At 60.0% G+C, this 26442-nt stretch carries 30 protein-coding genes and 1 tRNA gene; 2 read left to right on the top strand and 29 right to left on the bottom strand.

Features of this window, described 5'->3' with window-relative positions; translation table 11 throughout:
* Positions 1 to 14 precede the first annotated feature (14 nt).
* From ispG to trmJ, 15 genes are all read right to left on the bottom strand, one after another.
* Positions 15 to 1124 carry a flavodoxin-dependent (E)-4-hydroxy-3-methylbut-2-enyl-diphosphate synthase gene (gene ispG / locus BLV47_RS05455; RefSeq protein ID WP_016968333.1) on the bottom strand — a complete coding sequence of 370 codons (1110 nt, stop codon included), beginning with the start codon at positions 1122 to 1124 and terminating at the stop codon, positions 15 to 17.
* Positions 1125 to 1127: 3 nt separating this feature from the next.
* Positions 1128 to 2150, bottom strand: a complete 1023-nt coding sequence (locus BLV47_RS05450) for a RodZ domain-containing protein (RefSeq protein ID WP_092310780.1) — start codon at positions 2148 to 2150, stop codon at positions 1128 to 1130.
* Positions 2150 to 2908 carry a type IV pilus biogenesis/stability protein PilW gene (gene pilW, locus BLV47_RS05445; protein WP_092310777.1) on the bottom strand — a complete coding sequence of 253 codons (759 nt, stop codon included), beginning with the start codon at positions 2906 to 2908 and terminating at the stop codon, positions 2150 to 2152. The genes BLV47_RS05450 and pilW overlap by 1 nt, the downstream gene beginning before the upstream one ends.
* 12 nt (positions 2909 to 2920) lie before the next feature.
* Positions 2921 to 4069, bottom strand: a complete 1149-nt coding sequence (gene rlmN, locus BLV47_RS05440; protein ID WP_092310774.1) for a dual-specificity RNA methyltransferase RlmN — start codon at positions 4067 to 4069, stop codon at positions 2921 to 2923.
* A gap of 28 nt (positions 4070 to 4097) precedes the next feature.
* Entirely contained in the window at positions 4098 to 4523 is a 426-nt protein-coding gene (ndk, locus tag BLV47_RS05435) for a nucleoside-diphosphate kinase (RefSeq protein ID WP_025129556.1), read from the bottom strand.
* 94 nt (positions 4524 to 4617) lie between these two features.
* On the bottom strand, positions 4618 to 4818 hold the full coding sequence (iscX, locus tag BLV47_RS05430; protein ID WP_011063212.1) for a Fe-S cluster assembly protein IscX: 201 nt from the start codon (positions 4816 to 4818) through the stop codon (positions 4618 to 4620).
* 14 nt (positions 4819 to 4832) lie between these two features.
* On the bottom strand, positions 4833 to 5174 hold the full coding sequence (gene fdx / locus BLV47_RS05425; protein ID WP_092310772.1) for an ISC system 2Fe-2S type ferredoxin: 342 nt from the start codon (positions 5172 to 5174) through the stop codon (positions 4833 to 4835).
* A 3-nt stretch (positions 5175 to 5177) separates the two neighbouring features.
* Positions 5178 to 7040, bottom strand: a complete 1863-nt coding sequence (gene hscA, locus BLV47_RS05420; protein ID WP_060844529.1) for a Fe-S protein assembly chaperone HscA — start codon at positions 7038 to 7040, stop codon at positions 5178 to 5180.
* A 51-nt stretch (positions 7041 to 7091) separates the two neighbouring features.
* Entirely contained in the window at positions 7092 to 7613 is a 522-nt protein-coding gene (hscB, locus tag BLV47_RS05415) for a co-chaperone HscB (protein ID WP_092310770.1), read from the bottom strand.
* A gap of 8 nt (positions 7614 to 7621) precedes the next feature.
* On the bottom strand, positions 7622 to 7945 hold the full coding sequence (gene iscA / locus BLV47_RS05410; RefSeq protein WP_007929524.1) for an iron-sulfur cluster assembly protein IscA: 324 nt from the start codon (positions 7943 to 7945) through the stop codon (positions 7622 to 7624).
* A 42-nt stretch (positions 7946 to 7987) separates the two neighbouring features.
* A complete protein-coding gene (gene iscU, locus BLV47_RS05405; protein ID WP_003443374.1) occupies positions 7988 to 8374 on the bottom strand; it encodes a Fe-S cluster assembly scaffold IscU in 387 nt (128 codons plus the stop codon).
* A 94-nt stretch (positions 8375 to 8468) separates the two neighbouring features.
* On the bottom strand, positions 8469 to 9683 hold the full coding sequence (locus tag BLV47_RS05400) for an IscS subfamily cysteine desulfurase (RefSeq protein ID WP_092310768.1): 1215 nt from the start codon (positions 9681 to 9683) through the stop codon (positions 8469 to 8471).
* Between the two features lie 50 nt (positions 9684 to 9733).
* Positions 9734 to 10225, bottom strand: a complete 492-nt coding sequence (gene iscR, locus BLV47_RS05395; protein ID WP_011063217.1) for a Fe-S cluster assembly transcriptional regulator IscR — start codon at positions 10223 to 10225, stop codon at positions 9734 to 9736.
* A 239-nt stretch (positions 10226 to 10464) separates the two neighbouring features.
* Positions 10465 to 11241, bottom strand: a complete 777-nt coding sequence (cysE, locus tag BLV47_RS05390; RefSeq protein WP_092310765.1) for a serine O-acetyltransferase — start codon at positions 11239 to 11241, stop codon at positions 10465 to 10467.
* Positions 11241 to 12014 (bottom strand): tRNA (cytosine(32)/uridine(32)-2'-O)-methyltransferase TrmJ, encoded by a 774-nt coding sequence (gene trmJ / locus BLV47_RS05385; RefSeq protein WP_092310762.1) that lies wholly within the window; start codon positions 12012 to 12014, stop codon positions 11241 to 11243. Before trmJ ends, cysE begins: the two co-directional genes overlap by 1 nt.
* Before the next feature lie 246 nt (positions 12015 to 12260).
* On the opposite strand from trmJ, the gene suhB reads away from it, so the two are divergent.
* A complete protein-coding gene (suhB, locus tag BLV47_RS05380; RefSeq protein WP_011063220.1) occupies positions 12261 to 13076 on the top strand; it encodes a type III secretion system regulator SuhB in 816 nt (271 codons plus the stop codon).
* A 133-nt stretch (positions 13077 to 13209) separates the two neighbouring features.
* Here suhB and BLV47_RS05375 read toward each other — a convergent pair whose 3' ends face one another.
* The 6 genes from BLV47_RS05375 to queA all read right to left on the bottom strand — a co-directional run bounded on the left by BLV47_RS05375 (position 13210) and on the right by queA (position 19322).
* Positions 13210 to 13764: a glycine zipper 2TM domain-containing protein gene (locus tag BLV47_RS05375; RefSeq protein ID WP_092310759.1), complete on the bottom strand. Its 555-nt coding sequence runs from the start codon at positions 13762 to 13764 to the stop codon at positions 13210 to 13212.
* Positions 13765 to 13886: 122 nt separating this feature from the next.
* Positions 13887 to 14801 carry a protein translocase subunit SecF gene (gene secF, locus BLV47_RS05370; RefSeq protein ID WP_060840886.1) on the bottom strand — a complete coding sequence of 305 codons (915 nt, stop codon included), beginning with the start codon at positions 14799 to 14801 and terminating at the stop codon, positions 13887 to 13889.
* Positions 14802 to 14810: 9 nt separating this feature from the next.
* Entirely contained in the window at positions 14811 to 16679 is a 1869-nt protein-coding gene (gene secD, locus BLV47_RS05365) for a protein translocase subunit SecD (RefSeq protein WP_092310756.1), read from the bottom strand.
* A 62-nt stretch (positions 16680 to 16741) separates the two neighbouring features.
* Entirely contained in the window at positions 16742 to 17080 is a 339-nt protein-coding gene (gene yajC, locus BLV47_RS05360) for a preprotein translocase subunit YajC (protein WP_060840888.1), read from the bottom strand.
* Between the two features lie 47 nt (positions 17081 to 17127).
* A complete protein-coding gene (tgt, locus tag BLV47_RS05355) occupies positions 17128 to 18243 on the bottom strand; it encodes a tRNA guanosine(34) transglycosylase Tgt (protein WP_162470478.1) in 1116 nt (371 codons plus the stop codon).
* Positions 18244 to 18257: 14 nt separating this feature from the next.
* Positions 18258 to 19322 carry a tRNA preQ1(34) S-adenosylmethionine ribosyltransferase-isomerase QueA gene (gene queA / locus BLV47_RS05350; protein WP_060840889.1) on the bottom strand — a complete coding sequence of 355 codons (1065 nt, stop codon included), beginning with the start codon at positions 19320 to 19322 and terminating at the stop codon, positions 18258 to 18260.
* A 108-nt stretch (positions 19323 to 19430) separates the two neighbouring features.
* Here queA and BLV47_RS05345 point away from each other — a divergent pair.
* Positions 19431 to 19515: transfer RNA gene (locus tag BLV47_RS05345), tRNA-Leu, on the top strand.
* Between the two features lie 133 nt (positions 19516 to 19648).
* On the opposite strand, the gene BLV47_RS05340 is transcribed toward BLV47_RS05345, so the two are convergent.
* From BLV47_RS05340 to BLV47_RS05305, 8 genes are read right to left on the bottom strand one after another with little or no spacing between them, the layout of a single operon-like run.
* On the bottom strand, positions 19649 to 20629 hold the full coding sequence (locus tag BLV47_RS05340; protein WP_092310753.1) for an aldo/keto reductase: 981 nt from the start codon (positions 20627 to 20629) through the stop codon (positions 19649 to 19651).
* Positions 20630 to 20643: 14 nt separating this feature from the next.
* Positions 20644 to 21192, bottom strand: a complete 549-nt coding sequence (locus BLV47_RS05335; RefSeq protein WP_143038241.1) for a carboxymuconolactone decarboxylase family protein — start codon at positions 21190 to 21192, stop codon at positions 20644 to 20646.
* 14 nt (positions 21193 to 21206) lie between these two features.
* On the bottom strand, positions 21207 to 22769 hold the full coding sequence (locus BLV47_RS05330; protein ID WP_092310747.1) for an FAD-dependent oxidoreductase: 1563 nt from the start codon (positions 22767 to 22769) through the stop codon (positions 21207 to 21209).
* Positions 22759 to 24246, bottom strand: coding sequence for an MFS transporter (locus tag BLV47_RS05325; RefSeq protein WP_092310744.1), 1488 nt, complete (start codon positions 24244 to 24246; stop codon positions 22759 to 22761). The genes BLV47_RS05330 and BLV47_RS05325 overlap by 11 nt, the downstream gene beginning before the upstream one ends.
* Before the next feature lie 15 nt (positions 24247 to 24261).
* Complete coding sequence (locus BLV47_RS05320) at positions 24262 to 24555, bottom strand: putative quinol monooxygenase (protein WP_092310741.1); 294 nt, start codon at positions 24553 to 24555, stop codon at positions 24262 to 24264.
* Between the two features lie 15 nt (positions 24556 to 24570).
* A complete protein-coding gene (locus BLV47_RS05315; RefSeq protein ID WP_092310738.1) occupies positions 24571 to 25170 on the bottom strand; it encodes a histidine phosphatase family protein in 600 nt (199 codons plus the stop codon).
* Positions 25170 to 25409, bottom strand: a complete 240-nt coding sequence (locus BLV47_RS05310; protein ID WP_092310735.1) for a phosphopantetheine-binding protein — start codon at positions 25407 to 25409, stop codon at positions 25170 to 25172. Before BLV47_RS05310 ends, BLV47_RS05315 begins: the two co-directional genes overlap by 1 nt.
* Positions 25406 to 26434, bottom strand: coding sequence for a beta-ketoacyl-ACP synthase III (locus tag BLV47_RS05305; protein WP_092310732.1), 1029 nt, complete (start codon positions 26432 to 26434; stop codon positions 25406 to 25408). Before BLV47_RS05305 ends, BLV47_RS05310 begins: the two co-directional genes overlap by 4 nt.
* Between the last annotated feature and the right edge of the window lie 8 nt (positions 26435 to 26442).

Below are 26442 nucleotides of genomic sequence, written 5' to 3'. Positions count from 1 at the left end.
TTAAATACGTTCGGTTAGCCGCGAGCGATCAGCGCTGCGTCGGCTTCGACCTTTTCGGCCGCCTTCTGCCGGATCAGCTTTTCGAGCTCGTCCACCAGATTGTCATTGGTCAGTTTCTGTGCCGGCTTGCCGTCGATGTAGATCAGGTTCGGTGTACCGCCGGTCAGGCCGATGTGCGCCTCTTTGGCTTCACCCGGGCCGTTGACCACGCAACCGATCACTGCAACATCCAACGGCACCAGCAGGTCTTCAAGACGCCCTTCCAGCTCGTTCATGGTTTTCACCACATCGAAATTCTGCCGCGAGCAGCTCGGGCAGGCGATGAAGTTGATGCCACGGGAACGCAGGTGCAGGGACTTGAGAATGTCGTAGCCGACCTTCACTTCCTCGACCGGGTCGGCCGCCAACGAGATGCGAATGGTATCGCCAATCCCTTCGGCCAGCAGCATACCGAGGCCAACCGCGGATTTCACCGTGCCTGAACGCAATCCACCGGCTTCAGTGATACCCAGGTGCAAGGGTTGAATGATTTCCTTGGCCAACAAACGGTAGGCTTCGACCGCCATGAACACGTCGGAAGCCTTAACGCTGACCTTGAAGTCCTGGAAATTCAGGCGTTCGAGGTGTTCGACATGACGCAGCGCTGACTCGACCAACGCAGCCGGAGTCGGCTCGCCGTACTTCTTCTGCAGGTCCTTTTCCAGGGAGCCGGCGTTGACCCCGATACGGATCGGGATCCCGCGATCACGAGCGGCGTCCACCACGGCGCGAACCCGGTCTTCGCGACCGATGTTGCCGGGGTTGATCCGCAGGCAATCGACACCCAGCTCGGCTACGCGCAAAGCGATCTTGTAGTCGAAGTGAATGTCGGCCACCAGGGGCACCTTGACCTGCTGCTTGATCCGGCCGAACGCCTCGGCGGCGTCCATGTCCGGCACCGAAACCCGCACGATGTCGACACCGGCGGCTTCCAGGCGGTTGATCTGGGCGACAGTTGCCGCCACGTCGTTGGTGTCGCTGTTGGTCATGCTCTGCACCGCGATCGGCGCATCGCCGCCGACCGGTACCGAGCCGACCCAGATCTTGCGGGACTCGCGACGTTTGATTGGAGATTCGCCGTGCATGACTTATTGACCTAACTTCAGGCGAGCAGTCTCGCCACTGGTGAACGGGGCGATATCCACCGCCTGACCGTTGTAAGTGATTTGTGCGCCACGGGCATAACCCAGACGCACGGCAAAAGGTGGCTTGCCACTGACATCGACGTTCTCGCCCTTGCGCTTGAGGGCGCTAAGCAGAATCTTGCCGTTGCCATCGATGACCTGAGCCCAGCAATCGGCGCTGAACTGGATCTGTACCTGACCTGAACCTGCGACCGCAGCGCTCGGCGCTGGGGCATTGCCAGCATTCGCCGGCACAGCAGGCACGGCGGCCGGAACCTGAGCCGGCGCTACCGGTGCGCTGGCAACCGGCGCGATGGCTGGGGCGGTATGCGCAGGTGCGGTCGGTGCCGCAGGCGTCGCGACGGGAGCCGGGGTCGCAGGAGCCGGCGGATTGGCCGGTGCCTCAGCGTTCGCCTGGCTCTGGGTTTGCGCGGCGTTGTCCAGGGCTTCGCTCTGACCTTCGGCAACGGCCTGGTCTTCGGGCTCGTCAATCGGATGAATCTGCGTGGTGCCGTCGGCCCCTTCGACCTCGACGTGCTCAGGGCTCAGGGACACTGGCTCCTTGCCGCGCTGGGAGGATTGATCCTGCCACCAGACGAACCCGCCACCGACCACCGCCACCAGCAGCAGCAAGCTGACGATGCGCAGGATGGTGTGGGAAACCCGTACCGGCTCCTCGATCCGTCCCAGGGCGTGAACATTGCTGCCCTGAGAATCGGTACCGGTGTATTGATCGAACTCCTGAACCAGGATGGCCTGATCCATGCCCAGCAACTTGGCATAGGCGCGAATATAGCCGCGGGCAAAGGTATGCCCTGGCAGCTTATCGAAAGCGCCGGCTTCCAGGTTGCTCAGAGAGCTCACGGTGAGGTTGAGCTTGTGGGCCACTTCTGCCAGCGACCAACCATTGCTTTCGCGGGCCTGACGCAGGGTCTCACCGGGGTTTACGCGAGTCACTGCTTGAACTTCGGGATGCGCCGCTTTCATCATTGCTCCGACAGGTATTGCTGATATTCCGGCGTACCGGGATAAAGTCGTTTTAGTTGCAGACCGTAACTGGCGGCCTTGTCGCGATCTTCGAACACCGTTGCCAGCCGAACGCCGAGCAATAGACTACGTGCATTTTGCGCGTCGAGCAGGCTAAAACGATCGTAATAGTCGCGGGCGGGCACATAATGCCTGTCTTCGTAAGACAACTCAGCCATTTCCAGCAACGCGCGGGGCTGTTGGTGATTCAGGCGCAGGGCTTTTTCCAGTTGCAACCGGGCCAGCTCACGCTGGCCCAGCTTCGAAGCGGTCATCCCGAGGTTTTCAAACACCCGGGAACGTTCGGGGTACAGAGTATCAGCCGCGGCTTGCTCAAAACGCTGATAGGCCTCTTTGTAACGTTTTTCTTCGAACAGGAAACTGCCGTAGTTATTGAGGATTCGCGCACTGTCAGGACGGGCCGCCAGGGCCTGGCGAAAATGCTCGTCGGCCAGGGCCGGCTCCATCTCGGCCTGGAATACCAACGCCAGGGCGGCATTGGCATCGGCATTGGCAGGCGCCAATTCCAGAGCCTTGCGCAACGGAACCTTGGCGCGTTCGCTCATGCCTTGCTGCAGATAACCCAAGCCCAACTGCACATAGGCCGCACGCGCCTCATCGCGGCCCTTGCTGGTGTTCAGCGGATTGGAATCACCCGACAGAACACAGCCAGCACAGAGACTGGCAACGAGCAGGAGCAGCGCGAAGCGCAGGGCCATGGAGTTCCTCTCTCAGGTACGGGTCGCAGCGCTTTGCGGCATATCGGCGTCGGCGCTCAACTCACGCACGGCGATATAGCGTTCGCTGCGACGGGTGCGGTCCAGCACCTGCCCGACCAACTGCCCGCAGGCGGCGTCGATGTCCTCACCGCGAGTGGTGCGCACGGTGACATTGAAGCCGGCGTGATGCAGTTGGTCCTGGAAACGGCGAATGGCGTTGTTGCTCGGACGCTCGTAGCCGGAGTGGGGAAACGGGTTGAACGGAATCAGGTTGATCTTGCAAGGAACGTCCTTGAGCAACTCGATCATTTCAACGGCGTGTTCCAGCTTGTCGTTGACATCCTTGAGCAGGGTGTACTCGATGGTCAGCACACGCTTCTCGCCCAGGGCGGACATGTAGCGCTGGCAGGACTCGAGAAGCATCTTCAGTGGGTACTTCTTGTTGATCGGTACCAGCTGGTTGCGCAGCGCATCGTTGGGTGCATGCAGCGACAACGCCAGGGAAACGTCGATGTGCTTGGCCAGCTCATCGATCATCGGCACCACGCCGGAGGTGGACAGGGTCACCCGGCGCTTGGAAATGCCGTAGCCCAGGTCGTCCATCATCAGGTGCATGGCGGCGATGACGTTGTCGAAGTTCAGCAGCGGCTCACCCATGCCCATCATCACCACGTTGGTGATGGCACGGTCGACGGTCGCCGGGACGCTGCCAAAGGATTTGTTGGCAATCCACACCTGGCCGATGACTTCGGCGGCGGTGAGGTTGCTATTGAAGCCTTGCTTGCCGGTGGAGCAGAAACTGCAGTCCAGGGCACAGCCTGCCTGGGACGAAACGCACAGAGTGCCGCGCTTGCCCTGGGGAATGTACACGGTCTCGACGCAGCTGCCGGACGCCACGCGCACCACCCATTTACGGGTGCCGTCGCTGGAGATGTCCTCGCTGACCACTTCCGGACCGCGAATCTCGGCAACGGCCTTGAGCTTTTCGCGCAAGGCCTTGCCGACATTCGTCATGGCGTCGAAATCATCGACGCCAAAGTGGTGAATCCATTTCATTACCTGACCGGCACGGAAACGCTTCTCCCCGATTGAGTCGAAGAATTTCTCCATTTCCGGTTGAGTCAGCCCCAACAGGTTAGTTTTGCCGATCGATGCATTCATGGTTTCACCCCTCACGCGCAAGCCTTACTCAGCGAGCGGTTACTTCAGTAGCTGCGAAGAAGTAAGCGATTTCGCGAGCAGCGGCAGCTTCGGAGTCCGAACCATGAACGGCGTTGGCGTCGATGGACTCGGCGAAGTCAGCACGGATGGTGCCGGCAGCAGCTTCTTTAGGGTTGGTAGCGCCCATCAGTTCGCGGTTGCGAGCGATGGCGTTTTCGCCTTCCAGAACCTGAACAACAACTGGACCGGAAGTCATGAAGGCAACCAGTTCGCCGAAGAAGCCACGCTCGCTGTGCTCAGCGTAGAAGCCTTCAGCTTCAGCCTTGGACAGTTGCTTCATTTTCGAAGCTACAACGCGCAGGCCGGCTTCTTCAAAACGGGAAACGATCTTGCCGATAACGTTTTTTGCAACAGCGTCAGGCTTGATGATGGAGAAAGTACGTTGAACAGCCATGGTGTAACTCCAGAAACGGTGATTAAAGCGAAAAATTAAACCCGCGAATTATACGCGGGTTTATAGGGATTGCCTAACTGCGTAGCCCGCGGATTCAGTCCGCTTCGTCGATCCAGGCGGCCTGAATTGCTTCAAGAACCTTCTCGCCTCCGCGAGCCGGATCGTCGCTGAACTCCGGCAATGCCAGAACCCATTGGTGCAGATCGACAAAGTTCACATAACGCGGATCCACATCGGGCTTGGACTCAGCCAGCTGGATCGCGATTTCCAGTACATCAACCCACTTCAGACTCATGACGACTCCTTGAATCAGTGCGGCGCTTCGGCAGCATGGTTGAGCGAGTACTTGGGAATTTCAATGGTCAGATCTTCATCGCCGACGATGGCCTGGCACGACAGCCGCGATTGCGCTTCCAGGCCCCAAGCCTTGTCCAGCAGATCCTCTTCCAGCTCATCGGCTTCGTTCAGCGAATCGAACCCTTCACGAATGATGCAGTGGCAGGTGGTACAGGCACAGACGCCGCCGCAGGCGCTCTCGATCTCGATGTGGTTGTCGTGGGCCACCTCGAGCACCGAAACCCCAGGCTCGACCTCGACAACCAGACCGTCCGGGCAGAACACGGCGTGTGGCAGAAAAATGATCTGCGGCATCAGTTATTCCTCGATTTCATTCAGGTTGCGCCCCGCCAGAGCGGCTTTCACCGTCGAATCCAGGCGGCGGGCAGCAAAGGCATCGGTCACTTGCGACAGACGCTTGGTCTGCTGCTCGATGGCGTAACCATCGGTGCCACGCATCAATTCACTCAGTTCCTGCATCTGCAGTTCGATGACCATGCGCTCTTCAGCGTCCAGCAGGCGATCACCGTCCGCATCCAGTGCGCCTTGCACGGCCTCGATCAGCCGCTGGGCATCGACCTGCTGCTCGCGCAGCACGCGGGCCACCTTGTCGTCGCCGGCGTACTGGAAGGAGTCCTTGAGCATCTTGGCAATTTCGCCGTCGGTCAGGCCGTAGGACGGCTTGACCTGGATGCTGGCTTCCACGCCCGAACCCAGCTCCCGGGCAGAGACACTGAGCAGGCCATCGGCATCGACCTGGAAGGTCACGCGGATCTTCGCCGCACCCGCCACCATGGGCGGAATGCCGCGCAACTCGAAGCGCGCCAGGGAGCGGCAATCGCTGATCAGCTCACGCTCGCCCTGCAGCACATGAATCATCATGGCCGTCTGGCCATCCTTGTAGGTGGTGAAATCCTGGGCACGGGCAACCGGGATGGTGGTGTTGCGCGGGATCACCTTCTCCATCAGCCCACCCATGGTTTCCAGCCCTAGGGACAGCGGAATCACGTCCAGCAGCAGCAATTCGCCACCTTCGCGCTTGTTGCCGGCCAGGGTATCGGCCTGGATCGCAGCACCAATGGCCACCACTTGATCCGGATCGATTTCGGTCAACGGCTGGCGACCGAACATTTCGGCGACCGCTTCACGCACTCGCGGCACCCGGGTCGAACCGCCGACCATGACCACCGCCTGAACTTCGTCCAGTTCGACATTGGAGTCACGAACGGCACGCCGGCAGGCCTTGAGGCTGCGAGCCACCATGGGCTCGATCAGGGCATCGAAGGTTTCGCGGGTCAACGCCGCGCGCCAGTCGCCGTAAACCACTTCCACCGAGGCGGCGTGGGTCAGGGCTTCCTTGGCCGCACAGGCGGTTTGCAACAGGTTGCGCTGAGTCCCCGGATCCAGATCCGCGGACAAACCCGCACCCTCGATGATCCAGCCGGCAATGGCGTGATCGAAGTCATCGCCACCCAGGGCGGTATCGCCGCCAGTGGCCAGCACCTCGAAGACACCGCCGGTCAGGCGCAGGATGGAAATATCGAAGGTACCGCCGCCCAGGTCATAGATCGCCACCACACCCTCGGCGTGCTGGTCCAGGCCGTAGGCCACGGCAGCCGCGGTCGGCTCGTTGAGCAAGCGCAGCACATTCAGACCGGCCAGCTTGGCCGCATCCTTGGTGGCTTGACGCTGGGCATCGTCGAAATAGGCCGGAACAGTAATCACCGCCCCCACCAGCTCGCCACCCAAGGTCGCTTCAGCACGCTGACGCAATACCTTGAGCACTTCAGCGGAGACTTCCACCGGGCTTTTCGGCCCCTGGATGGTCTCGATGAACGGCATGTGCGACTCGCCGTCAACGAAGCGATAAGGCAGTTGCTCGCCCAGCTGCTTGACGTCGGCCAGGCCGCGCCCCATCAGGCGCTTGACCGACAGCACGGTGTTCAAGGGATCGGTGGGGGCGGCCAGGCGGGCGGATTCGCCCACTTCGACGCGATCGGCGTGATAACGCACGGCGGACGGCAGAATCACCTGACCCTGCGCGTCGGCCAGAGGCTCGGAAAGACCACTGCGCAAGGCAGCGACCAGCGAATTGGTAGTGCCCAAGTCGATCCCCACAGCCAGGCGACGCTGGTGCGGTTGAGGACTTTGGCCGGGTTCGGCGATCTGCAGTAGGGCCATGCTTATCTGGACTTATCTGTATATCAGGCGTGCGACCGGAGCGGCACTGGGTTAATCGTCGAGGCGCTCTTCTAACTGGCGCACTTCGTAGGTGAGCTTGTCGAGGAACTGCATGCGCCGCATCAGGCGTTCGGCCTGCTCGCGCTGCGCTGCATCATCCCAACAGGCTGCGAAGCTTTCGTTCAGCTCATCCTGGGCAATCTTCAACCGACGCTTGAAGGCCTCCACACCGGCCAGGTCGGCGCTGTTCTGCAAGTCTTCGAGCTCTTCGCGCCACTGCATCTGCTGCAGAAGAAACTCGGGATCATGCACCGTGACTTCCAGCGGCAACTCACCGCCCTTCAGCGCCAACAGATAACGGGCACGCTTGGGCGGACTCTTGAGCGTCTGATAAGCCTCGTTGAGGCTTGCCGACTGTTCCAGGGCCAGGCGCTGCTCACGTTCGGACGCATCGGCAAAACGGTCAGGATGAACCCCGCGCGCCAACTCACGGTAGCGCGCGGCCAGCTGTTCGAGATCCAGGCGGAAGCTCGGTTGCAGCTCAAATAAAGCGAAATGACAAGGAGTACCCACTGGAAGCCTCAGATGTTGAAGCTTTCGCCGCAGCCACATTCACCGCGCACGTTGGGGTTGTTGAACTTGAAACCTTCGTTCAACCCTTCCTTGACGAAATCAAGCTCGGTGCCGTCCAGATAGGTCAGGCTTTTCGGGTCGATGATCACTTTCTCGCCGTGACTCTCGAACACCTGATCGTCCTCGCCGATCTCGTCGACGAACTCCAGCACATAGGCAAGGCCGGAACAGCCCGTGGTGCGAACACCCAGACGAATCCCATCACCCTTGCCGCGCCCGTTGAGGGAGCGTCGCACGTGTTGAGCAGCCGCTTCTGTCATGCTGATAGCCATCGTGACTCCTTACTTGTCGCCAAATCTGTGAAAGCCGATCGATCAGATCAGGCCTTTCTTCTGCTTGTAGTCGCGAACGGCGGCCTTGATGGCGTCTTCGGCAAGCACCGAGCAGTGAATCTTCACGGGAGGCAGGGCCAGCTCTTCTGCCAGCTGGGTGTTCTTGATGGTTTCGGCTTCATCCAGGGTCTTGCCCTTCATCCACTCAGTGGCCAGGGAACTGGAGGCAATGGCGGAACCGCAGCCATAGGTCTTGAACTTGGCGTCTTCGATGATGCCCTGCTCGTTGACCTTGATCTGCAGACGCATCACGTCGCCGCAGGCGGGAGCGCCGACCATGCCGGTGCCGACATCCGGATCTTCCGCGTCCATCTTGCCGACGTTACGCGGGTTCTCGTAGTGGTCGATGACCTTTTCGCTGTAAGCCATGATTCTTAATCCTCACTCATCAGAGAGTCGCTCTCGGGTTCCGCAAATCGCCGTTATCGGCACGTTCTACAGAACCCTGTGCGGCGACTTAAATTCAGTGCGCCGCCCACTCGATCTTCGAGATATCGACGCCATCTTTGTACATGTCCCACAGCGGCGACAGAGCGCGCAGCTTGGTGACGGCTTCGCAGACTTTCTGCGCCGCGTAATCGATTTCTTCTTCGGTGGTGAAGCGGCCGAAGGTGAAGCGGATCGAGCTGTGGGCCAACTCGTCGTTGCGGCCCAGGGCGCGCAGCACGTACGAAGGCTCAAGCGAAGCCGAAGTACAAGCCGAACCGGAAGACACTGCCAGGTCCTTGAGGGCCATGATCAGCGACTCGCCTTCAACGTAGTTGAAGCTCAGGTTCAGGTTGTGCGGCACGCGGGCCGTCATGCTGCCGTTGATGTACAGCTCTTCCAGGTGCTCGACCTGCTTGTAGAAGCGCTCGCTCAGGGCCTTGATGCGAGCATTTTCAGCTGCCATGTCTTCCTTGGCGACGCGGAAGGCTTCGCCCATGCCGACGATCTGGTGAGTGGCCAGAGTGCCGGAGCGCATGCCACGCTCGTGACCGCCGCCGTGCATGGTGGCTTCCAGGCGCACCCGCGGCTTGCGGCTGACGTACAGCGCGCCGATGCCTTTAGGGCCGTAGGTCTTGTGGGCCGAGAAGGACATCAGGTCGACTTTCAGAGTCTGCAGGTCGATCTCGACCTTGCCGGTGGACTGAGCACCGTCGACGTGGAACAGGACGCCTTTGGAGCGGGTCAACTCGCCGATGGCGGCGATGTCGTTGATGGTGCCGATTTCGTTGTTCACATGCATGATCGAAACCAGGATGGTGTCGTCACGCAGGGCCGCTTCAACCATGGCTGGAGTGATCAGACCGTCTTCGCCCGGCTCGATGTAGGTCACTTCGAAGCCTTCACGCTCAAGCTGGCGCATGGTGTCCAGGACAGCCTTGTGCTCGATCTTCGAGGTGATCAGGTGCTTGCCCTTGGTGTGATAGAAATGCGCGACACCCTTGATTGCCAGGTTGTCGGACTCGGTGGCACCGGAAGTCCAGACGATTTCACGCGGATCGGCGTTGACCAGGTCAGCCACTTGGCGACGGGCATTTTCCACCGACTCTTCGGCCTTCCAGCCAAACACGTGGGAGCGGGACGCCGGGTTGCCGAAGTTTCCGTCGACCAGCAGGCACTCACTCATCTTCTGCGCCACGCGCGGATCAACCGGGGTGGTTGCAGAGTAATCAAGGTAAATCGGCAATTTCATGGACTCTCTCCTAAATCAGGCTGGCTGGCGTGCCGCTAGCTCTTTGGCTGTCATTCGACGGCTGACGCTTCAATCTTGTCCAGGCGCGGCGCCTTGCCATTACAACGGCGCTGATCCTGACGCTGGGCAACTTCTTGTACCTCACGGCGAGTGACAAGGTCTGCCAAGCTGATACCGCTCAGAAATTCGTGGATCTGCAGGCTCAGGTCGCACCACAGGTGATGGGTCAGACAGGTGTCGCCGGCATGGCAATCACCCAGCCCCTGGCATTTGGTGGCATCGACCGATTCGTTCACGGCATCAATCACCTGGGCCACCTGGATACCCTGCATGTCACGGGACAGCTGATAGCCGCCACCCGGGCCACGGACGCTGGACACCAGGTTACTGCGGCGCAGTTTGGCGAAAAGCTGTTCGAGGTAGGACAGGGAAATGCCTTGGCGCTCAGAGATATCGGCCAGGGAGACCGGGCCATGTTGCGCGTGCAACGCCAGATCAAGCATGGCGGTCACCGCGTATCGGCCTTTAGTAGTCAGTCGCATGGACAAGTACCACGGAGTTTCGGAATGGAGGCGAGTATGCAATACCCGAGTAATCAGGTCAACTATAAGACCAACTACTTTAGTCGGATTTACCCGCAAAAGAGCGCGCGAATCATAGCAAAGTCTGCGACGTAATGGCACAGCGGGTTGCCGACAACTGACCTGCGGGTCACTCAGGGGACATCAGCCCCCTTTCGCCTGCAAGCCGACTCCTACATAAGGAGCTGACCGGCAGGCCATCAGCCGATCTGGCTGTCGCTCTTGCCCTTGACTGCTGCGAAGTCTTCCTCGCGCAGAGCCGGCAGATCCTTGGCGCAGTAGTCACTGCCCAGATCCTTCAGAGCGCCGCACACACCCTCAAGGCGAGCGTCCACCGCTTGCAGGTGGTCGAGCAACTGACCAATGGCCCGCGCCACCGGATCAGGCATGTCTTCGCTGACACCATAGGCGTCGAAACCGAGCTTTTCCGCCATCGCCTTGCGCTTGGCTTCCTGCTCGTCACTGGACTTCATGATGATCCGCCCCGGAATGCCGACCACTGTCGCGCCCGCTGGCACCGCCTTGGTCACCACGGCATTGGAACCGACCTTGGCCCCCGCACCAACGGTAAAGGGCCCCAGCACCTTGGCACCCGCCCCCACCACCACCCCATCCTCCAGGGTCGGATGGCGCTTGCCTTTGTTCCAGCTGGTACCGCCCAGGGTTACGCCCTGATAGAGCGTGACGTCGTCACCGATCTCGGCGGTTTCACCAATGACGATGCCCATGCCATGGTCAATGAAGAAACGACGCCCCACCTTCGCCCCCGGATGGATCTCGATCCCGGTCAGCCAGCGACCAAAGTTCGACACCAGCCGCGCCAGCCACTTCCAGCCCATACCCCACAGGGCTGCGGACAAACGGTGAATCCAGATCGCGTGCATCCCCGGGTAGCAGGTCAGCACCTCGAAGGCATTGCGCGCCGCCGGGTCACGATGAAACACGCTTTGGATATCTTCACGCAGACGCTCGAACATCATTGATCCTTCCGCTTTTGTAGCTCTCCACGGGCCGCTTTCTGGGTTTCCGTGAGAATGCCACGCAATATATTCATTTCCGCCCGGCTGACCGAGCTGCGACCGTACAACCGACGCAGGCGCGCCATCAAGTGCCGCGGCTTTTCCGGATCGAGGAAGTCGATGGCCACCAGCGTCTGCTGCAGATGCTCGTAAAACCGCTCCAGCTCATCCATGGTCGCCAGCTCTTCACTGCGCGGCGAAGCCACTTCATCCTTCTCGATCTTGGTCGGCTGGCCTTGGGCCGCCAACCAGGACATGCGCACTTCATAGGTCAGCACCTGCACCGCCGTGGCCAGGTTCAGCGAGCTGAACGCCGGGTCCGACGGGATATGCACGTGGAAATGACATCGCTGCAGCTCGTCATTGGTCAGGCCGGAATCTTCACGGCCGAATACCAGGGCGATCTGCGCGCCCTGCCCGGCCTCTTCCACCACTTTCAGGCCGGATTCACGAGGATCCAGCAGCGGCCAGGGAATGCGTCGATCACGAGCACTGGTACCGAATACCAGCGTGCAACCGGCCAGGGCCTCCTCAAGGGTGGCAACCACCTGAGCGCTCTCAAGGATGTCGGTGGCGCCGGAAGCCCGCGCATCGGCCTCATGGGACGGAAACACCCGGGGTTCCACCAGCACCAGCCGCGACAGGCCCATGTTCTTCATGGCACGCGCAGCCCCGCCGATATTGCCGGGATGACTGGTATTGACCAGGACGACACGAATGTTCTGCAGCAAGGGAGGCGCTCTCGGACACGGGAAAGGGGAGCAAATCTTACAGAACAGGCAAGACTCCCGCCTCAAAAATAACCATCCGCAACTGACGACACACCAATCAAGCACAGTCGGCCAGCGAGGCGCACCCACCCCCTTGAACGGCGCCACACAGCGGATCGATGCAATCAAAGCGAACACCGACCTTCATCTGCAAAAGTTTTCTGCTAGAATGCTCGGCTTTCTTTAACAACCTTAGGTGACCTATCCATGCAGCCAATGCTGAATATCGCGCTGCGCGCCGCCCGCAGCGCCAGTGAATTGATTTTCCGCTCCATCGAGCGCCTGGATACCATCAAGGTCGACGAAAAAGACGCCAAAGACTACGTATCCGAAGTTGATCGTGCCGCCGAGCAGAAGATCATCGACGCATTGCGCAAGGCCTACCCGACCCACGCCATCCTCGGCGAAGAAACCGGCCTGCACGCCGGTAGCGGCGAAGGCGAAGACTACCTGTGGATCATCGACCCACTGGACGGCACCACCAACTTCCTGCGCGGCATCCCGCACTTCGCCGTAAGCATCGCCTGCAAATACCGTGGCCGCCTGGAACACGCCGTGGTCCTCGATCCGGTTCGCCAGGAAGAATTCACCGCCAGCCGCGGCCGCGGTGCCCAGCTGAACGGTCGTCGCCTGCGAGTCAGTGGTCGCACCAGCCTCGACGGCGCCCTGCTGGGCACCGGCTTCCCGTTCCGTGACGATCAGATGGACAACCTCGACAACTACCTGGGCATGTTCCGCGCCCTGGTGGGCCAGACCGCCGGCATTCGCCGCGCAGGCGCCGCCAGCCTGGACCTGGCTTACGTGGCCGCTGGTCGTTTCGATGCCTTCTGGGAGTCGGGCCTGTCCGAATGGGACATGGCTGCAGGCGCCCTACTGATTCAAGAAGCCGGCGGCCTGGTGAGCGACTTCACCGGCGGTCACGACTTCCTGGAAAAAGGCCATGTGGTTGCCGGCAACACCAAATGCTTCAAAGCGGTCCTGACCGCCATCCAGCCGCACCTGCCGGCCTCGCTGAAGCGCTAAGCGCCAGCAACAAAAAAGCACCCTTCGGGGTGCTTTTTTTATGCCCGCAAAACCCGACCTGTAGGAGCCGGCTTGCCGGCGAAGGCGATCTCAAAGCCCATTCACCGGCAAGCCAACCCCTGCAAGCGGGGGGTTATTGACCCGGCTGATTCTGGTTCTGACCGAGAATCAGACGCCCTTCTTTATCCACCGGGATTTGATTGCCCGGGTCACGATCCATGCGCACCTGGCCTTGCTTGCCGCCCAGGTCGTATTTCACGTCGTAACCGACGATCTTGTCACTGATGTCATTGACCGTGTTACAGCGAGTCTGCGTGGTGGTGTAGGTGTCACGCTCCTGCATGCCTTCCTGCACCTTGTTGCCCGCATAACCGCCACCCACGGCACCGGCCACGGTGGCAAGCTTCTTGCCGTTACCACTACCAATCATGCTGCCCAGCAGGCCACCGCCCACCGCACCGGCCACGGTACCGAGGATCTGATGCTCGTCCTTGACCGGGCGTTGACGGGTGACCGCGACGTCCTTGCAGACTTCGCGAGGAGTCTTGATCTGTTGCTTGACCGGCTGCACAGCCAGTACTTGCGCATACTCAGGGCCGCTTTTAACCAGGCTGTAGGTGGCAACAGCACCCCCGGCGGTGACACCGACAGCACCCAATACCGCACCAACCAGCAACGACTTGTTCACGTGAACCTCCTGACCATACAAACGGGACCTAGCCCGCGCTTCTCCCAGCCTTGGAGCAACAAAAAAGGCGCGAGTTCAACACTCGCGCCTTTTTAACTGACAGCCGGAAAAGGGCTAGATCCTCAAGGACGGTCGTCCACTTCCTTCTCGGTGTTGGCCGGAGGAATCAGGTCCTCGCTGTTCAGGTTCAGCCAGATCAGCACCACGTTGGCGATATAGATCGACGAGTAGGTACCCGCCAGAACACCGACAAACAGGGCGATGGAGAAGCCGTGCAGGTTGTCACCACCGAAGAACAACAGCGCAATGATCGCCAGCAAGGTGGAGATCGATGTCGCCATGGTCCGCAGCAGGGTCTGAGTGGTCGAGATGTTGATGTTCTCGATCAGGCTGGCCTTGCGCAGCACCCGGAAGTTCTCACGCACCCGGTCGAACACCACGATGGTGTCGTTGAGGGAGTAACCGATGATCGCCAGCACCGCCGCCAGCACCGTCAGGTCGAAGGTGATCTGGAAGAACGACAGAATACCCACGGTCACGATCACGTCGTGGATCAGCGAAACGATGGCGCCCACGGCGAACTTCCACTGGAAGCGGAAAGCCAGGTAGATCAGGATGCCGCCCAGCGCCATGAGCATGCCGAGGCCGCCCTGGTCGCGAAGCTCTTCACCCACTTGCGGGCCGACGAACTCGACACGCTTGACCTGCGCCGGGTTGTCGCCGCCGACCTTCTGCAGCGCCTCGGCCACCTGATGGCCCAGTTGCGGGTCTTCGCCCGGCATCCGCACCAGCAGATCAGTGGTCGCACCAAAGCTCTGCACGATGGCTTCGTGATAACCGGCATCGTTCAGTTGCGAACGCACCTTCATCACATCCGCCGGACGCTCGTAGGTCAGCTCGATGAGCGTACCGCCGGTGAAGTCCAGACCATAGTTCAGCCCCTTGTGGAACCAGCTGAACAACGCCAGAACGGTGAGGAGCACAGTGACGCCGAACGCAAAGTTGCGCACGCCCATGAAGTTGATAGTACGTAACATGGCAGCCCCTTAAATCCACAACTTCTTGAAGTCACGACCGCCGAAGATCAGGTTGACCATCGCGCGGGTCAGCCAGATGGCCGTGAACATCGAGGTAAAGATCCCGAGGGACATGGTCACCGCAAAGCCCTTGACCGGGCCGGTGCCCATGGCAAAGAGGATGCCGCCCACCAGCAAGGTGGTCAGGTTGGCATCGAGAATCGCGGTGAATGCCCGGCCGAAGCCTTCGTTGATTGCCCGCTGCACCGTCATGCCGGCAGCGATTTCTTCACGTATCCGCGAGAAGATCAGCACGTTGGCGTCCACCGCCATACCCATGGTCAGCACGATACCGGCGATACCCGGCAGGGTCAGCGTCGCCCCCAGCAAGGACATCAGGGCCAGCAGCAGCACCATGTTCAGCGCCAGGGCCACCGTGGCGATCACGCCGAAGAAGCGATAGATGGCGATGATGAACAGCGAAACGAACAACATGCCCCACAGCGAAGCATCGATACCCTTGGTGATGTTGTCAGCACCCAGGCTCGGACCGATTGTGCGCTCTTCGGCGAAGTACATCGGCGCCGCCAGACCACCGGCGCGCAGCAGCAATGCCAGCTCGGAGGACTCACCCTGGCCGTTCAGGCCGGTGATACGGAACTGGCTGCCCAGTGGCGACTGAATGGTCGCCAGGCTGATGATCTTCTTCTCTTCCTTGAACGCCTGGACCGGCACGTCTTTCTCGACGCCGTCGACCACCTGCTTGGTATAGGTGGTGATCGGCTTCTGCTCAATGAAGATCACCGCCATGCTGCGACCGACGTTGCTGCGGGTCGAACGGTTCATCAGTTCGCCACCGTGACCATCAAGCTTGATGTTCACCTGTGGACGACCGTGCTCGTCGTAGCCGGCCTGGGCATCGGTCACCTGGTCACCGGTGATGATCAGGCCACGCTCGATCAGCGCTGGAGGACGGTTGCCCTCACGGAATTCGAAGGACTCGGAAGTCGCCTTGGAAGCACCCGGCTCAGCGGCCAGACGGAATTCCAGGTTGGCGGTCTTGCCCAGGATCCGCTTGGCTTCAGCGGTGTCCTGCACGCCCGGCAGCTCAACCACGATGCGGTTGGCACCCTGACGCTGAACCAGAGGCTCGGCCACACCCAGCTCGTTGACCCGGTTACGCACGGTGGTCAAGTTCTGCTTGATGGAGTATTCGCGGATTTCCGCCAGCTTGGCCGGGGTCATCGCCAGACGCAGCACCGGTTGGCCATTGAGGTCGGCCGGTACGATATCGAAATCATTGAAGTTCTTGCGGATCAGCGAACGGGCCTGTTCACGGCTGTCTTCATCGCTGAAGCCCAGCTGGATGGCACCATTGAGCTGCGGCAGGCTGCGATAGCGCAGACGCTCTTTACGCAGCAGGCTCTTGACGTCGCCTTCATAGACTTTCAGGCGGGCGTCGAGGGCTTTGTCCATGTCCACTTCCAGCAGGAAGTGCACACCACCGGACAAGTCCAGGCCCAGTTTCATCGGGTGCGCACCAAGGTTGCGCAGCCATTGCGGGGTGGTTTGCGCCAGGTTCAACGCCACCACATAGTCATCGCCCAGCGCCTTGCGCACTACATCCTTGGCCGGAAGCTGATCTTCCTTGTTGATCAAGCGCAGCAGGCCACCTTTGCCGTTGGCGGCAATGGAGGAAGCCTTGACCTTGATACCGGCGTCGGTGAGCGCTTTGCTCGCACGATCCAGATCCGCCTGAGTGACCTGCAACGCAGTGCTCGCGCCGCTGACCTGAATGGCCGGATCATCAGGGTATAGATTGGGAGCGGAATAAATAAAACCGATCGCCAGCACCGCCAGGATCAGTAGGTACTTCCACAGAGGATATTTGTTCAGCATCACGCCGCCCGTTTATGACGCGGGGCGCCTTGCGCGCCCCGTCGATTGGTAAAAGATGAAACTTAGATCGCTTTCAGCGTGCCTTTTGGCAGCGTGGCAGCGATCGCGCCTTTCTGGAACTTCAGCTCAACGGAGTCCGACACTTCCAGAACCACGAAGTCGTCGGTCACTTTGTTGATCTTGCCGGCGATACCGCCAGTGGTCACAACTTCGTCGCCTTTCTGCAGGTTGCTCAGCAGGTTCTTCTGCTCTTTGGCGCGCTTGGCCTGTGGACGCCAGATCATCAGATAGAAGATGACCAGGAAGCCGACCAGGAAAATCCACTCGAAACCAGTGCCGGCAGGACCGGCAGCAGCAGGTGCAGCGGCGTCCGCATACGCGGCAGGGATCAAAAAGCTCATTTAACACTCCGATAATTGCAGAATTGGTGGCTTAACGTCTTTAGAACTTACTCTAAAGGCGGCACGGGTAACCCGCGCTTGGCATAGAAGGAATCGACAAAGGCGGCCAATGTACCTTGTTGAATAGCCTCGCGCAAACCAGCCATAAGACGCTGGTAATGGCGCAAATTATGGATGGTATTGAGCATACTCCCGAGCATTTCCCCGCACTTGTCCAAGTGATGCAGATAGGCACGGGAGAAGTTCTGGCAGGTGTAGCAATCACAAGTTGGGTCCAGCGGCGAATCATCATGGCGATGGAACGCGTTACGGATTTTCAGCACGCCTGTGTCGATGAACAGATGCCCATTGCGGGCATTGCGGGTTGGCATCACGCAATCGAACATGTCCACACCGCGGCGCACACCCTCAACCAGATCTTCCGGCTTGCCAACTCCCATAAGGTAACGAGGTTTGTCGGCCGGCATCTGGCCAGGCAAGTAGTCCAGGACCTTGATCATTTCATGCTTGGGTTCGCCCACCGACAGGCCGCCGATGGCCAGGCCGTCGAAGCCGATCTTGTCCAGGCCTTCCAGGGAACGCATACGCAGGTCCTGGTGCATACCGCCCTGGACGATACCGAACAGCGCCGCCGTGTTGTCGCCGTGGGCGTTCTTCGAGCGCTGGGCCCAGCGCAGGGACAGCTCCATGGAGATCCGCGCCACGTCCTCATCGGCCGGGTACGGCGTGCATTCGTCGAAGATCATCACGATGTCCGACCCCAGGTCGCGCTGCACTTGCATCGACTCTTCCGGGCCCATGAACACCTTGGCGCCGTCCACCGGCGAGGCAAAGGTCACGCCCTCTTCCTTGATCTTGCGCATGGCGCCCAGGCTGAACACCTGGAAGCCGCCGGAGTCGGTAAGAATCGGCCCCTTCCACTGCATGAAATCATGCAGGTCGCCGTGGGCCTTGATCACTTCCGTACCCGGGCGCAGCCACAGGTGAAAGGTATTGCCGAGAATGATCTCGGCTCCGGTGGCGACGATATCCCGCGGCAACATGCCCTTGACCGTGCCGTAGGTGCCCACCGGCATGAAGGCCGGGGTTTCCACCGTACCGCGGGGGAAGGTCAGGCGACCGCGACGAGCCTTGCCATCAGTGGCCAGAAGCTCGAAGGACATACGACAAGTGCGACTCATACAGTTTCCTCGGGGGCCAGATCCTTGGGAGCGGTCGGCGCGGGATTACGGGTGATGAACATCGCATCACCGTAGCTGAAAAAGCGGTACCCATTTTCCACCGCGGCGCGATAGGCGGCCATGGTCTCGGGATAACCGGCGAACGCCGAAACCAGCATCAACAGCGTGGATTCCGGCAGGTGGAAGTTGGTCACCAGGGCATCGACCACATGAAACGGCCGGCCCGGGTAGATAAAGATGTCGGTGTCACCACTGAACGGCTTGAGCACACCATCGCGGGCAGCGCTTTCCAGGGAACGCACACTGGTGGTGCCTACCGCCACCACCCGGCCGCCGCGAGCCCGGCACGCGGCCACCGCATCCACCACATCCTGGCCGACTTCAAGCCACTCGTGATGCATATGGTGATCTTCAATGCGTTCTACCCGCACCGGCTGGAAGGTTCCGGCGCCGACATGCAGGGTCACGAATGCCGTCTCCACACCCTTGGCGGCAATCGCCTCCAGCAGCGGCTGGTCGAAATGCAGCCCGGCGGTCGGCGCAGCCACTGCGCCCAGGCGCTGGGCGTACACGGTCTGATAGCGCTCGCGATCCGCGCCTTCGTCCGGGCGGTCTATATAAGGAGGCAACGGCATGTGCCCGACTCGGTCCAGCAGCGGCAGCACCTCCTCGGCAAAACCCAGTTCGAACAGCGTGTCGTGCCGCGCCAGCATCTCGGCCTCGCCACCGCCCTCGATCAGAATCTTCGAGCCCGGCTTGGGCGACTTGCTGGAGCGCACATGGGCCAGCACACGATGGCTGTCCAGTACCCGCTCGATGAGGATCTCCAGCTTGCCGCCGGAGGCCTTCTGGCCAAACAGACGGGCCGGAATCACCCGGGTATTGTTGAACACCATCAGATCGCCAGGGCGCAGATGCTCCAGCAGATCGGTGAATTGACGGTGGGCCAAGGCGCCGGTTGGCCCATCCAGGGTCAACAGACGGCTGCCGCGACGCTCGGCCAGTGGATGGCGGGCGATCAGCGAATCAGGAAGCTCGAAGGTAAAGTCAGCAACGCGCATGATGGGGTTCGTCTAGCAGGGCCGGAAAGTTTAGCGGAATAACTAAAAATTGACCACGAAAGCCGATTGACCAACGGTAATGGCCTCTCTATACTTCGCCGCCATTGAGCCCTGATGGCGGAATTGGTAGACGCGGCGGATTCAAAATCCGTTTTCGCAAGAAGTGGGAGTTCGAGTCTCCCTCGGGGCACCAAACGCAACAAGTAGCCGTCCCATGACGACTATGCAACACCTCGAAAGCCCGCTGACTGCGGGCTTTCTGCTTTCTGGAGGAATGTCGCCAACCCCTGTCCGGCAGATTGGCGACCGCTCTTCAATCGGCTGGGCTACACATACTCGGGCGCTGTATGCGGCGTGTAAGGTGCAGCCAGACGCACAAGCTCCTCATCCTCCAGTTCAAGATCCAGCGAACCGAGCAAATCGTCCAACTGTTCCAGGCGAGTCACACCAATGATCGGTGACGCCACGGCCGGCTGCCTGAGCAGCCAGGCCAACGCCACCTGAGCCTTGGTCACACCCCGCTCGCGGGCAATCGCCTCGACCACGGCAATGATCTGCCGGTCGCTTTCCTGTGCCGACAGATACAGCCAAGCCTGCACCTTGTCGCTATCGGCACGCAGCGAGCCCGTCTCGCCGCTCCGCGCCAGCTTGCCCCTGGCCAGCGGACTCCAGGGCGTCAGGCCAACTCCCTCGTCGACACAGTAGGGCTGCATCTCCCGTTCTTCCTCGCGGTTGAGCAGGTTGTAGTGGCTTTGCATGCTGACAAAGCGTGTCCAGCCATTGAGTGTGGCCAGGTACTGCGCCTTGACGAACTGCCAGGCATGCATCGACGAGGCGCCTATGTAGCGCACCTTGCCCATCTTCACCAGGTCATGCAGCGCTTCCATCGTCTCCAGAATGGGAGTCTGATAGTCCCACCTGTGAACGATATACAGATCGATATAGTCCGTGCGCAAACGCTTCAGGCTGGCGTCGATCTCGCGAAAGATCGCCTGCCGTGAAAGCCCTCCCGACAAAGGACCACCAGTCATGGCCTCATAGACCTTGGTCGCCAGCACCACCTCATGGCGAGCCTTGAGCTTGAACAAGGCATTACCGAGGATCTCTTCGCTCGATCCCTGGGAGTAGATATTCGCCGTATCGAGGAAGTTGATCCCCTGATCCAGGGCCCTGCCCAGAATCCGCTCGCTTTCCTCCGCCCCCAGGGTCCAGGCATGGGTTCCCCGCGCAGGCTCGCCAAAGCTCATACACCCCAAGGCCAGCCTTGAGACTCTCAACCCGCTGCGTCCGAGCTTGGTATACAACATCGACGCCTCCTCCCTCAGGCGGGATCGCGAGCCACGAGCTTGTCCCAGGAGGTCTCCGCCTCATCCAGGGGCACGTCGAGGCTGGCCAGGTACATGGCAGTCATGGCGCAGTGGCCGGCCAGATGAGTGATCTCGGCCACTTCATTCTGCGAATAGAACTCGCGCAGCGCCCAGAACGCCTCGGCGCTGGCCTTATGCTCCAGGGTGCACTCGGACACGTACACCAACAGCGCGACACGCTTGGGCTCCATGCGCTCATAACGACCCTGCTCGATGTCGTCGATTTCGTGCTCGGTCAAACCGGCCTTGATCGCCAGCGGATAGTGAATCAGCCGCTCAAAGGCACTCTCCAGCAATTTGGCCACGCGCATCACCAGCACCTCACGCTCCAGGAACGAGATCAGCCCGACCGTGAACGACCCGCCCAGGGTCAAATGCGGCCCCGCAGAGCCTTTGGTAAGCAACAGCGAGCGGGTCAGGTTGGAAGGAAACCGCGCATAGACCTCCAGTTGCTCGGGAGTCATATCGGCAGGGGAAGTTAACTCGACTCGATTTTTACTCATGACAGACACCTTGGTTATTGAAGGTTGAGGGAGTGAGGCAGCGCATTGCTGATAGCGTCGATGCCCTTCGCGTAAGCCGCCGCATCCAGCGCGACTATCGATTGGATATGCCCGTCCGGGCGCACGATGATGCTCTGCGGCCGTGCGCCCAATCGATCCAGTAACTTGCCCAGGGGCATGGCCCCCAGATTGATCACCTTGTGCCCCGGCATGGCGGCATCGAGTTCCTGGCTGAAGGCCGACCAGGTCTCGTAGACGTAGGTCTTTCCGGGCCACAGCAGGATGGAATAGGCGTCTTTGGCGAGTACCGGCGCCTGCCAGTTCTCCGTCCAGCTGAGGGGTATTCTGTCGCCTGCGCAAAAGGAGCGTTTCTTACCGGGGAACAGCCGGTTATCCGGCTTGGCGATGCTGGAATCGAGCTGCGCAAACCTTGGTGAGACATAGTTCTCCAGAACCCTGGTCAGCGAAGCGACCTTGAACGCGGCATCACGCAGGACTATCTGCGGGGTGCGCCGATACAGGCTCATCCTGGCCAGGCTGGTGGACAACGCCGATACCCGGTTGACCGACTCCAGCCTTTCCCGGGTATAGGACTCCAGGATGTCCGGCGACAGGCTGCCCCTGATCACACCACCGAGCTTCCAGCCCAGATTGACAGCGTCCTGAAACCCGGTGTTGAGACCTTGAGCGCCGGAAGGGCTCATCGCATGCGCCGCATCACCGACGATAAAAACCCGGTTCTTCTTGAATCGGTTAGCGGTACGCACATGGGCGGTGAAGATCCCGCTGAACTTCATCTCCCCCAGTTTCTTCACCCCGGGCACCCGGTGCTCCAGCAAGGTATTGAAGAACTCTCGGTCTGGCCGGTCGCCGGTGTATTCCGGCGGCACGCTGGCGCCGACCCTGAACACCCCATCGCCTAGCGGGGCCAGTACCATGTTGCCGGACCTGTGCATGTAATAGGCCGCTTCGCTGCTGGTGGTCTGCCCGGTCAGCTCGGCGTCGGTGATGGCCAGGCGGATCGGCATCGAGTAGCCGCTGAAATCGAACTCGAAGGCAGAACGCACGCTGCTTTGAAAGCCGTCGGCGCCGACCACCCAATCAAAGCTGCAACGCTGCTCGGCCCCGGACCTGTCCCTGAGGGTTACGCTGACACTGTCCAGATCCTGCTCGCCACTGACGAACTCGCAACCGTATTCGATCGCGATACCTTGAGCGGTGAGTGCCGACTCCAGTATGCGTTCGGTCTTGGCCTGGGGAATGGTGATGCCAAATGGATAGGGGGTATCGCTCAAGGTATTGAAACGTATGAGTCCAACTCTTTTCTTGTTGGAGTAATAGTTCATCTGATCGAAGTAGTGCCCCTCGCGGACAATCGCTTCGGACACGCCGGTACGGTCCATCAGTTCCAGAATCCGCGGCCAGACGATGGTCGCCTTCGAATGCGGGGAAACCCGCACGTCCCTGGAAATCACTCGGGCCTGGACGCCATACAGGGCCAGCTCCAGAGCCAACAACATGCCGACCGGACCCGCGCCAACTATCAGGACTTTCGGCTCTTGCTCTTTAGTGCGCATATTCAACACCTTTGGTGAGAGTCTGATTCGACAGTTTCAAAATGATCATCAAGCCAACCAGCGAGACGGCCGCAATCACAATCAAGGCCTCCTGCATCGCAAACGCCAGATGCTCGGTCAGCACTTCCTGGGGCTGCGACAGCAACCGGGCCGCTCTTTCCAGATCGCCCTGCACCAGAACCGAGAGCCCCGCGTTGCGGTCATCGGCCTGGCGGCCGAGTAGCGCCATGATCACCATGCCCAGCAAGGGAATGGTCAGGGCCTCGCCTCCCAGGCGAAATGTGTTGAACATGCCGGCCGCCATTCCCGAGCGCTGCGCAGGAACCACACTGACCGCCGCACCATCGAGGTAGGACAGGGACACGCCGAAGGAAGCGCCGGTGATAAAGAGCGGCACAGCCAGGTTGAGCAGCGTGGGGCTGGCAATCACCCAGGCCAGGGACAACGGACCCAGCACCATGAAGGCGAAGGTCACTACCATCAGTGTCCTGAGCGGCAATTGCTGGCGCATCAGGCTGAAGAACAGTGGAAACAGCAGCGACGGCAGGGTTGAACACATCAAGGCGATGCCGATTTCCATGGCACTCATGCCGGCAACCACCGTCAGGTACTGGGGCAGGTAGAACAACAGGCTGATGTAACCGAAACCGAGAAACACCGGCGTGAGACACACAGCCAGAAACTGTCGGTTGCACAACAGCTGAAGGTTGACGATGGGGTGGGCCGCGCGGTTCTCGACCTTGACGAAGACTGGAACCAGCAACCCGGCACCGACAAAGAGGCAGAGCACCGTCGGGTCCGACCAACCTGCAGCGGGCACCATGGAAAAGGCCGAAACCAACAGAATCAGCAAGCTGGTGAACAAAGCGCCACCACTCCAATCCACGGCCTGCCGTTCCTGGGAACGGCTTTCCGGCAACCCCAGCCCCAACAGTGCAACCACCCCCAGCACTGCGGTGATTGCGGCAAAGAACGGGCGCCAACTGTGCAGCAACGACACCAGGCTACCGGCCACCAGGGGGCCAACCGCCAGGCCCAGTCCCAGCGCTGTACCGAATACCGTAAACGCCCGGACCCGCGCCGGCCCCGTGTAGGCCAAAGCCAGGATCGCGCTTCCGGCAGTGGTCACCGCCGCCGCCCCGACGCCGGTCAGCGCCCTGGCGGCAATCAGTTGCGTCAGGCTGCCGGCGCCAGCCGCCGCCGCGCTGGCGATGGCAAACAGCACCAGGCCGACGACAAAGGACAACTTGCGGCCCAAGGCATCGGCCATCACCCCGGTCATTGCCATAAACGCCGCGTAGCTCACCATGAACGAGCAAATCACCCACTGCGTCTGCAGGTAGCTCGAGGCAAAGTCCTGGGCAATCGGCAGTAGCAGAACACCCGATCCTGTGATGGTCAGGGGTATAGCGAACAGCGCAATACAGACGACGACCAGGGCATAAATTGGTCTGGATGCAACGGCTGACGAGTCCATGTCATGACTCCTCGATCAGTCGCGGGTCAAAGAAGTCAGGCGATGGACTTCGCTGTGCTCGATCAGATGCTTGGCATTGGCAATGAAATGCTCGGTATAGGGCATGCCCATATGATCGGAAATGGCCGAATCATCTTGCCAACGTTCAACCAGAGCGAATCCGCCGGCCTCGGGCGACTGTTCGTAAACTTCAAACCGCTGACAACCCGGCTCATTCAATGTATGTGCCGCAAGTTCACTGAAGTGTCGACCAAGTTCAACTCGGTTAGCCGCGCTCACGCTGAAGAACACCACGATATCAATACTCATCACATATCTCCGAAGCTAAGTAAAAGCAGAAACTATTGACTCTGGCTGCAAGTTGAACCCCAGCAGATTCAAGTCTTTTCCTGAAGCCCTGAGCATCAGCCCATGACCATGTTCCAAAAAACTGGAAGTTGTCGGCACACCCAATACATGGTGTGCAAAAAGGGCAATAACACCGCCATGGGCAACCACCAGCGTACGTGGTTGGTGGTTTGCCGCTATTGCTTCAATTGCGCGAATAAAACGTTGTAAAGCGGCCTGTCCCGATTCACCCCCTGGTGGGGCGTAATCAAGTTCCATCAACTTCTCCGACAACTGCGGATCAAGCTGCAATTGCTCGGACTTGGCTTGGCCATCCAGTTCACCCAGGTTTCTTTCCGCCAGATCGACGCAGACGAACCTGGGTGCCCGGGCGGCGTCCGCCAAAAGGTCGGCGGAACTCATGGCGCGTCGGTAATGGGAGCTGTAGACCGAATCCCAGGGCTGTTCCCGAAGCACCCGGGCCGCACTCAGGAATCGCGCCACACCGACTTCATGCAGGTCCGGGTCGGATTGTCCCTGGAAAACGCCACTCAGATTCTGTGGCGTTTCACCGTGCCGCAAGATGACGATAAGCATCAGGCGGCATTGCTCAACAGTATGTTGTCCACCGACTTGGCGATGCTGTGCTCGGGAACGATAGTTCCATCCGGCACCTTGATATCGAAACCTCGCTCCAGCGCCATTGAAACTTCCAGCAGTGTCAACGAGTCCAGGTTCAATTCCTCATACACTGCTTCAGCGTGCAGTTGCTGGGCGGGAACCTGATACTTCTCTTTCAGCATCAAGGTAATTGCTTCAATCAGTTTGTCTTTCATTTGGCTACCCCTGTCGCGCTCATATGCTTGATGAATGGAACTCTTTGCAATTCAGGCCAGTTCAACAACGCCGAACCCCAGGTAACACCACCGCCAAAAGCGGTCAGCACTACTCGATCACGTGCTTTGAGCGTGGTGTCCATACAGGCTTGCGTCAGCGCCAGCGGTATAGAAGCGGCCGAGGTATTACCAAACCGATCCAGGGAAACCACTGCACGCTCGTAAGGCACGCCGAGTTGCTCGGCCAAGGTTCTTATAATTCTCAGGTTCGCCTGGTGCGGAACCAGACAATCCACATCCTGAATATCGAGTTGATTGCGCTGCAGCAATCCAAGCACTGAATCATTCATGCATTGAATTGCCCGCATGAAAACTTCCTTGCCACTCATTGAGAAGTAGATGTCGTCGGGGTGCTGCTGCGCCGAATTGACTTTCGACTCCACGCCGCCGGAACGAATAGTGATCAGATCCTCGAGGGAACCATCGCTGCCGGTTTCGATATCCAGCACATCATCGACATCGGACTCCTGCAGCACCACGGCCCCGGCACCGTCACCGAAAATAGGCACGGTACTACGATCCTGCTCATTGATAATCGAGGAAAACACGTCGGCACCGATCACCAATACATGCCTGGCGAATCCCGCCTTGATCGCCGCCGCCCCCAGTTGCAATGCATAGATGAAACCCGAACACACGGCATTCACATCAAAGGCCGAGATCCCCCGCAATCCGAGCTTCTCCGCGACCTTGGGCGCGGTGGCCGGACAACGGCGGTCCGGTGTGCTGGTGGCTAGGATCAACAAGTCGATGTTCAGGCCCACCGGAGCGTTTTCGATGGCCGCCCTGGCGGCCTCACAGGCCAGATCGCTGGTGCAGATGCCCTCGGTAACGACGTAACGCTTCAAGATGCCAGTACGGCTGACAATCCATTCGCTGGTGGTATCAAGCCGCTGTTCGAGGTCTTCATTGGTCACTTCCTGGGGAGGCAAGGCGCCTCCCAACCCCGCAATACGAACGCCCATGGTGCTCT

The sequence above is a fragment of the Pseudomonas saponiphila genome (assembly GCF_900105185.1).
In the GTDB taxonomy this organism is placed as follows: Bacteria; Pseudomonadota; Gammaproteobacteria; order Pseudomonadales; family Pseudomonadaceae; genus Aquipseudomonas; species Aquipseudomonas saponiphila.
The sequence above is the reverse complement of the archived record's forward strand: the minus strand, read 5'-3'. Positions and strand labels throughout refer to the sequence as shown.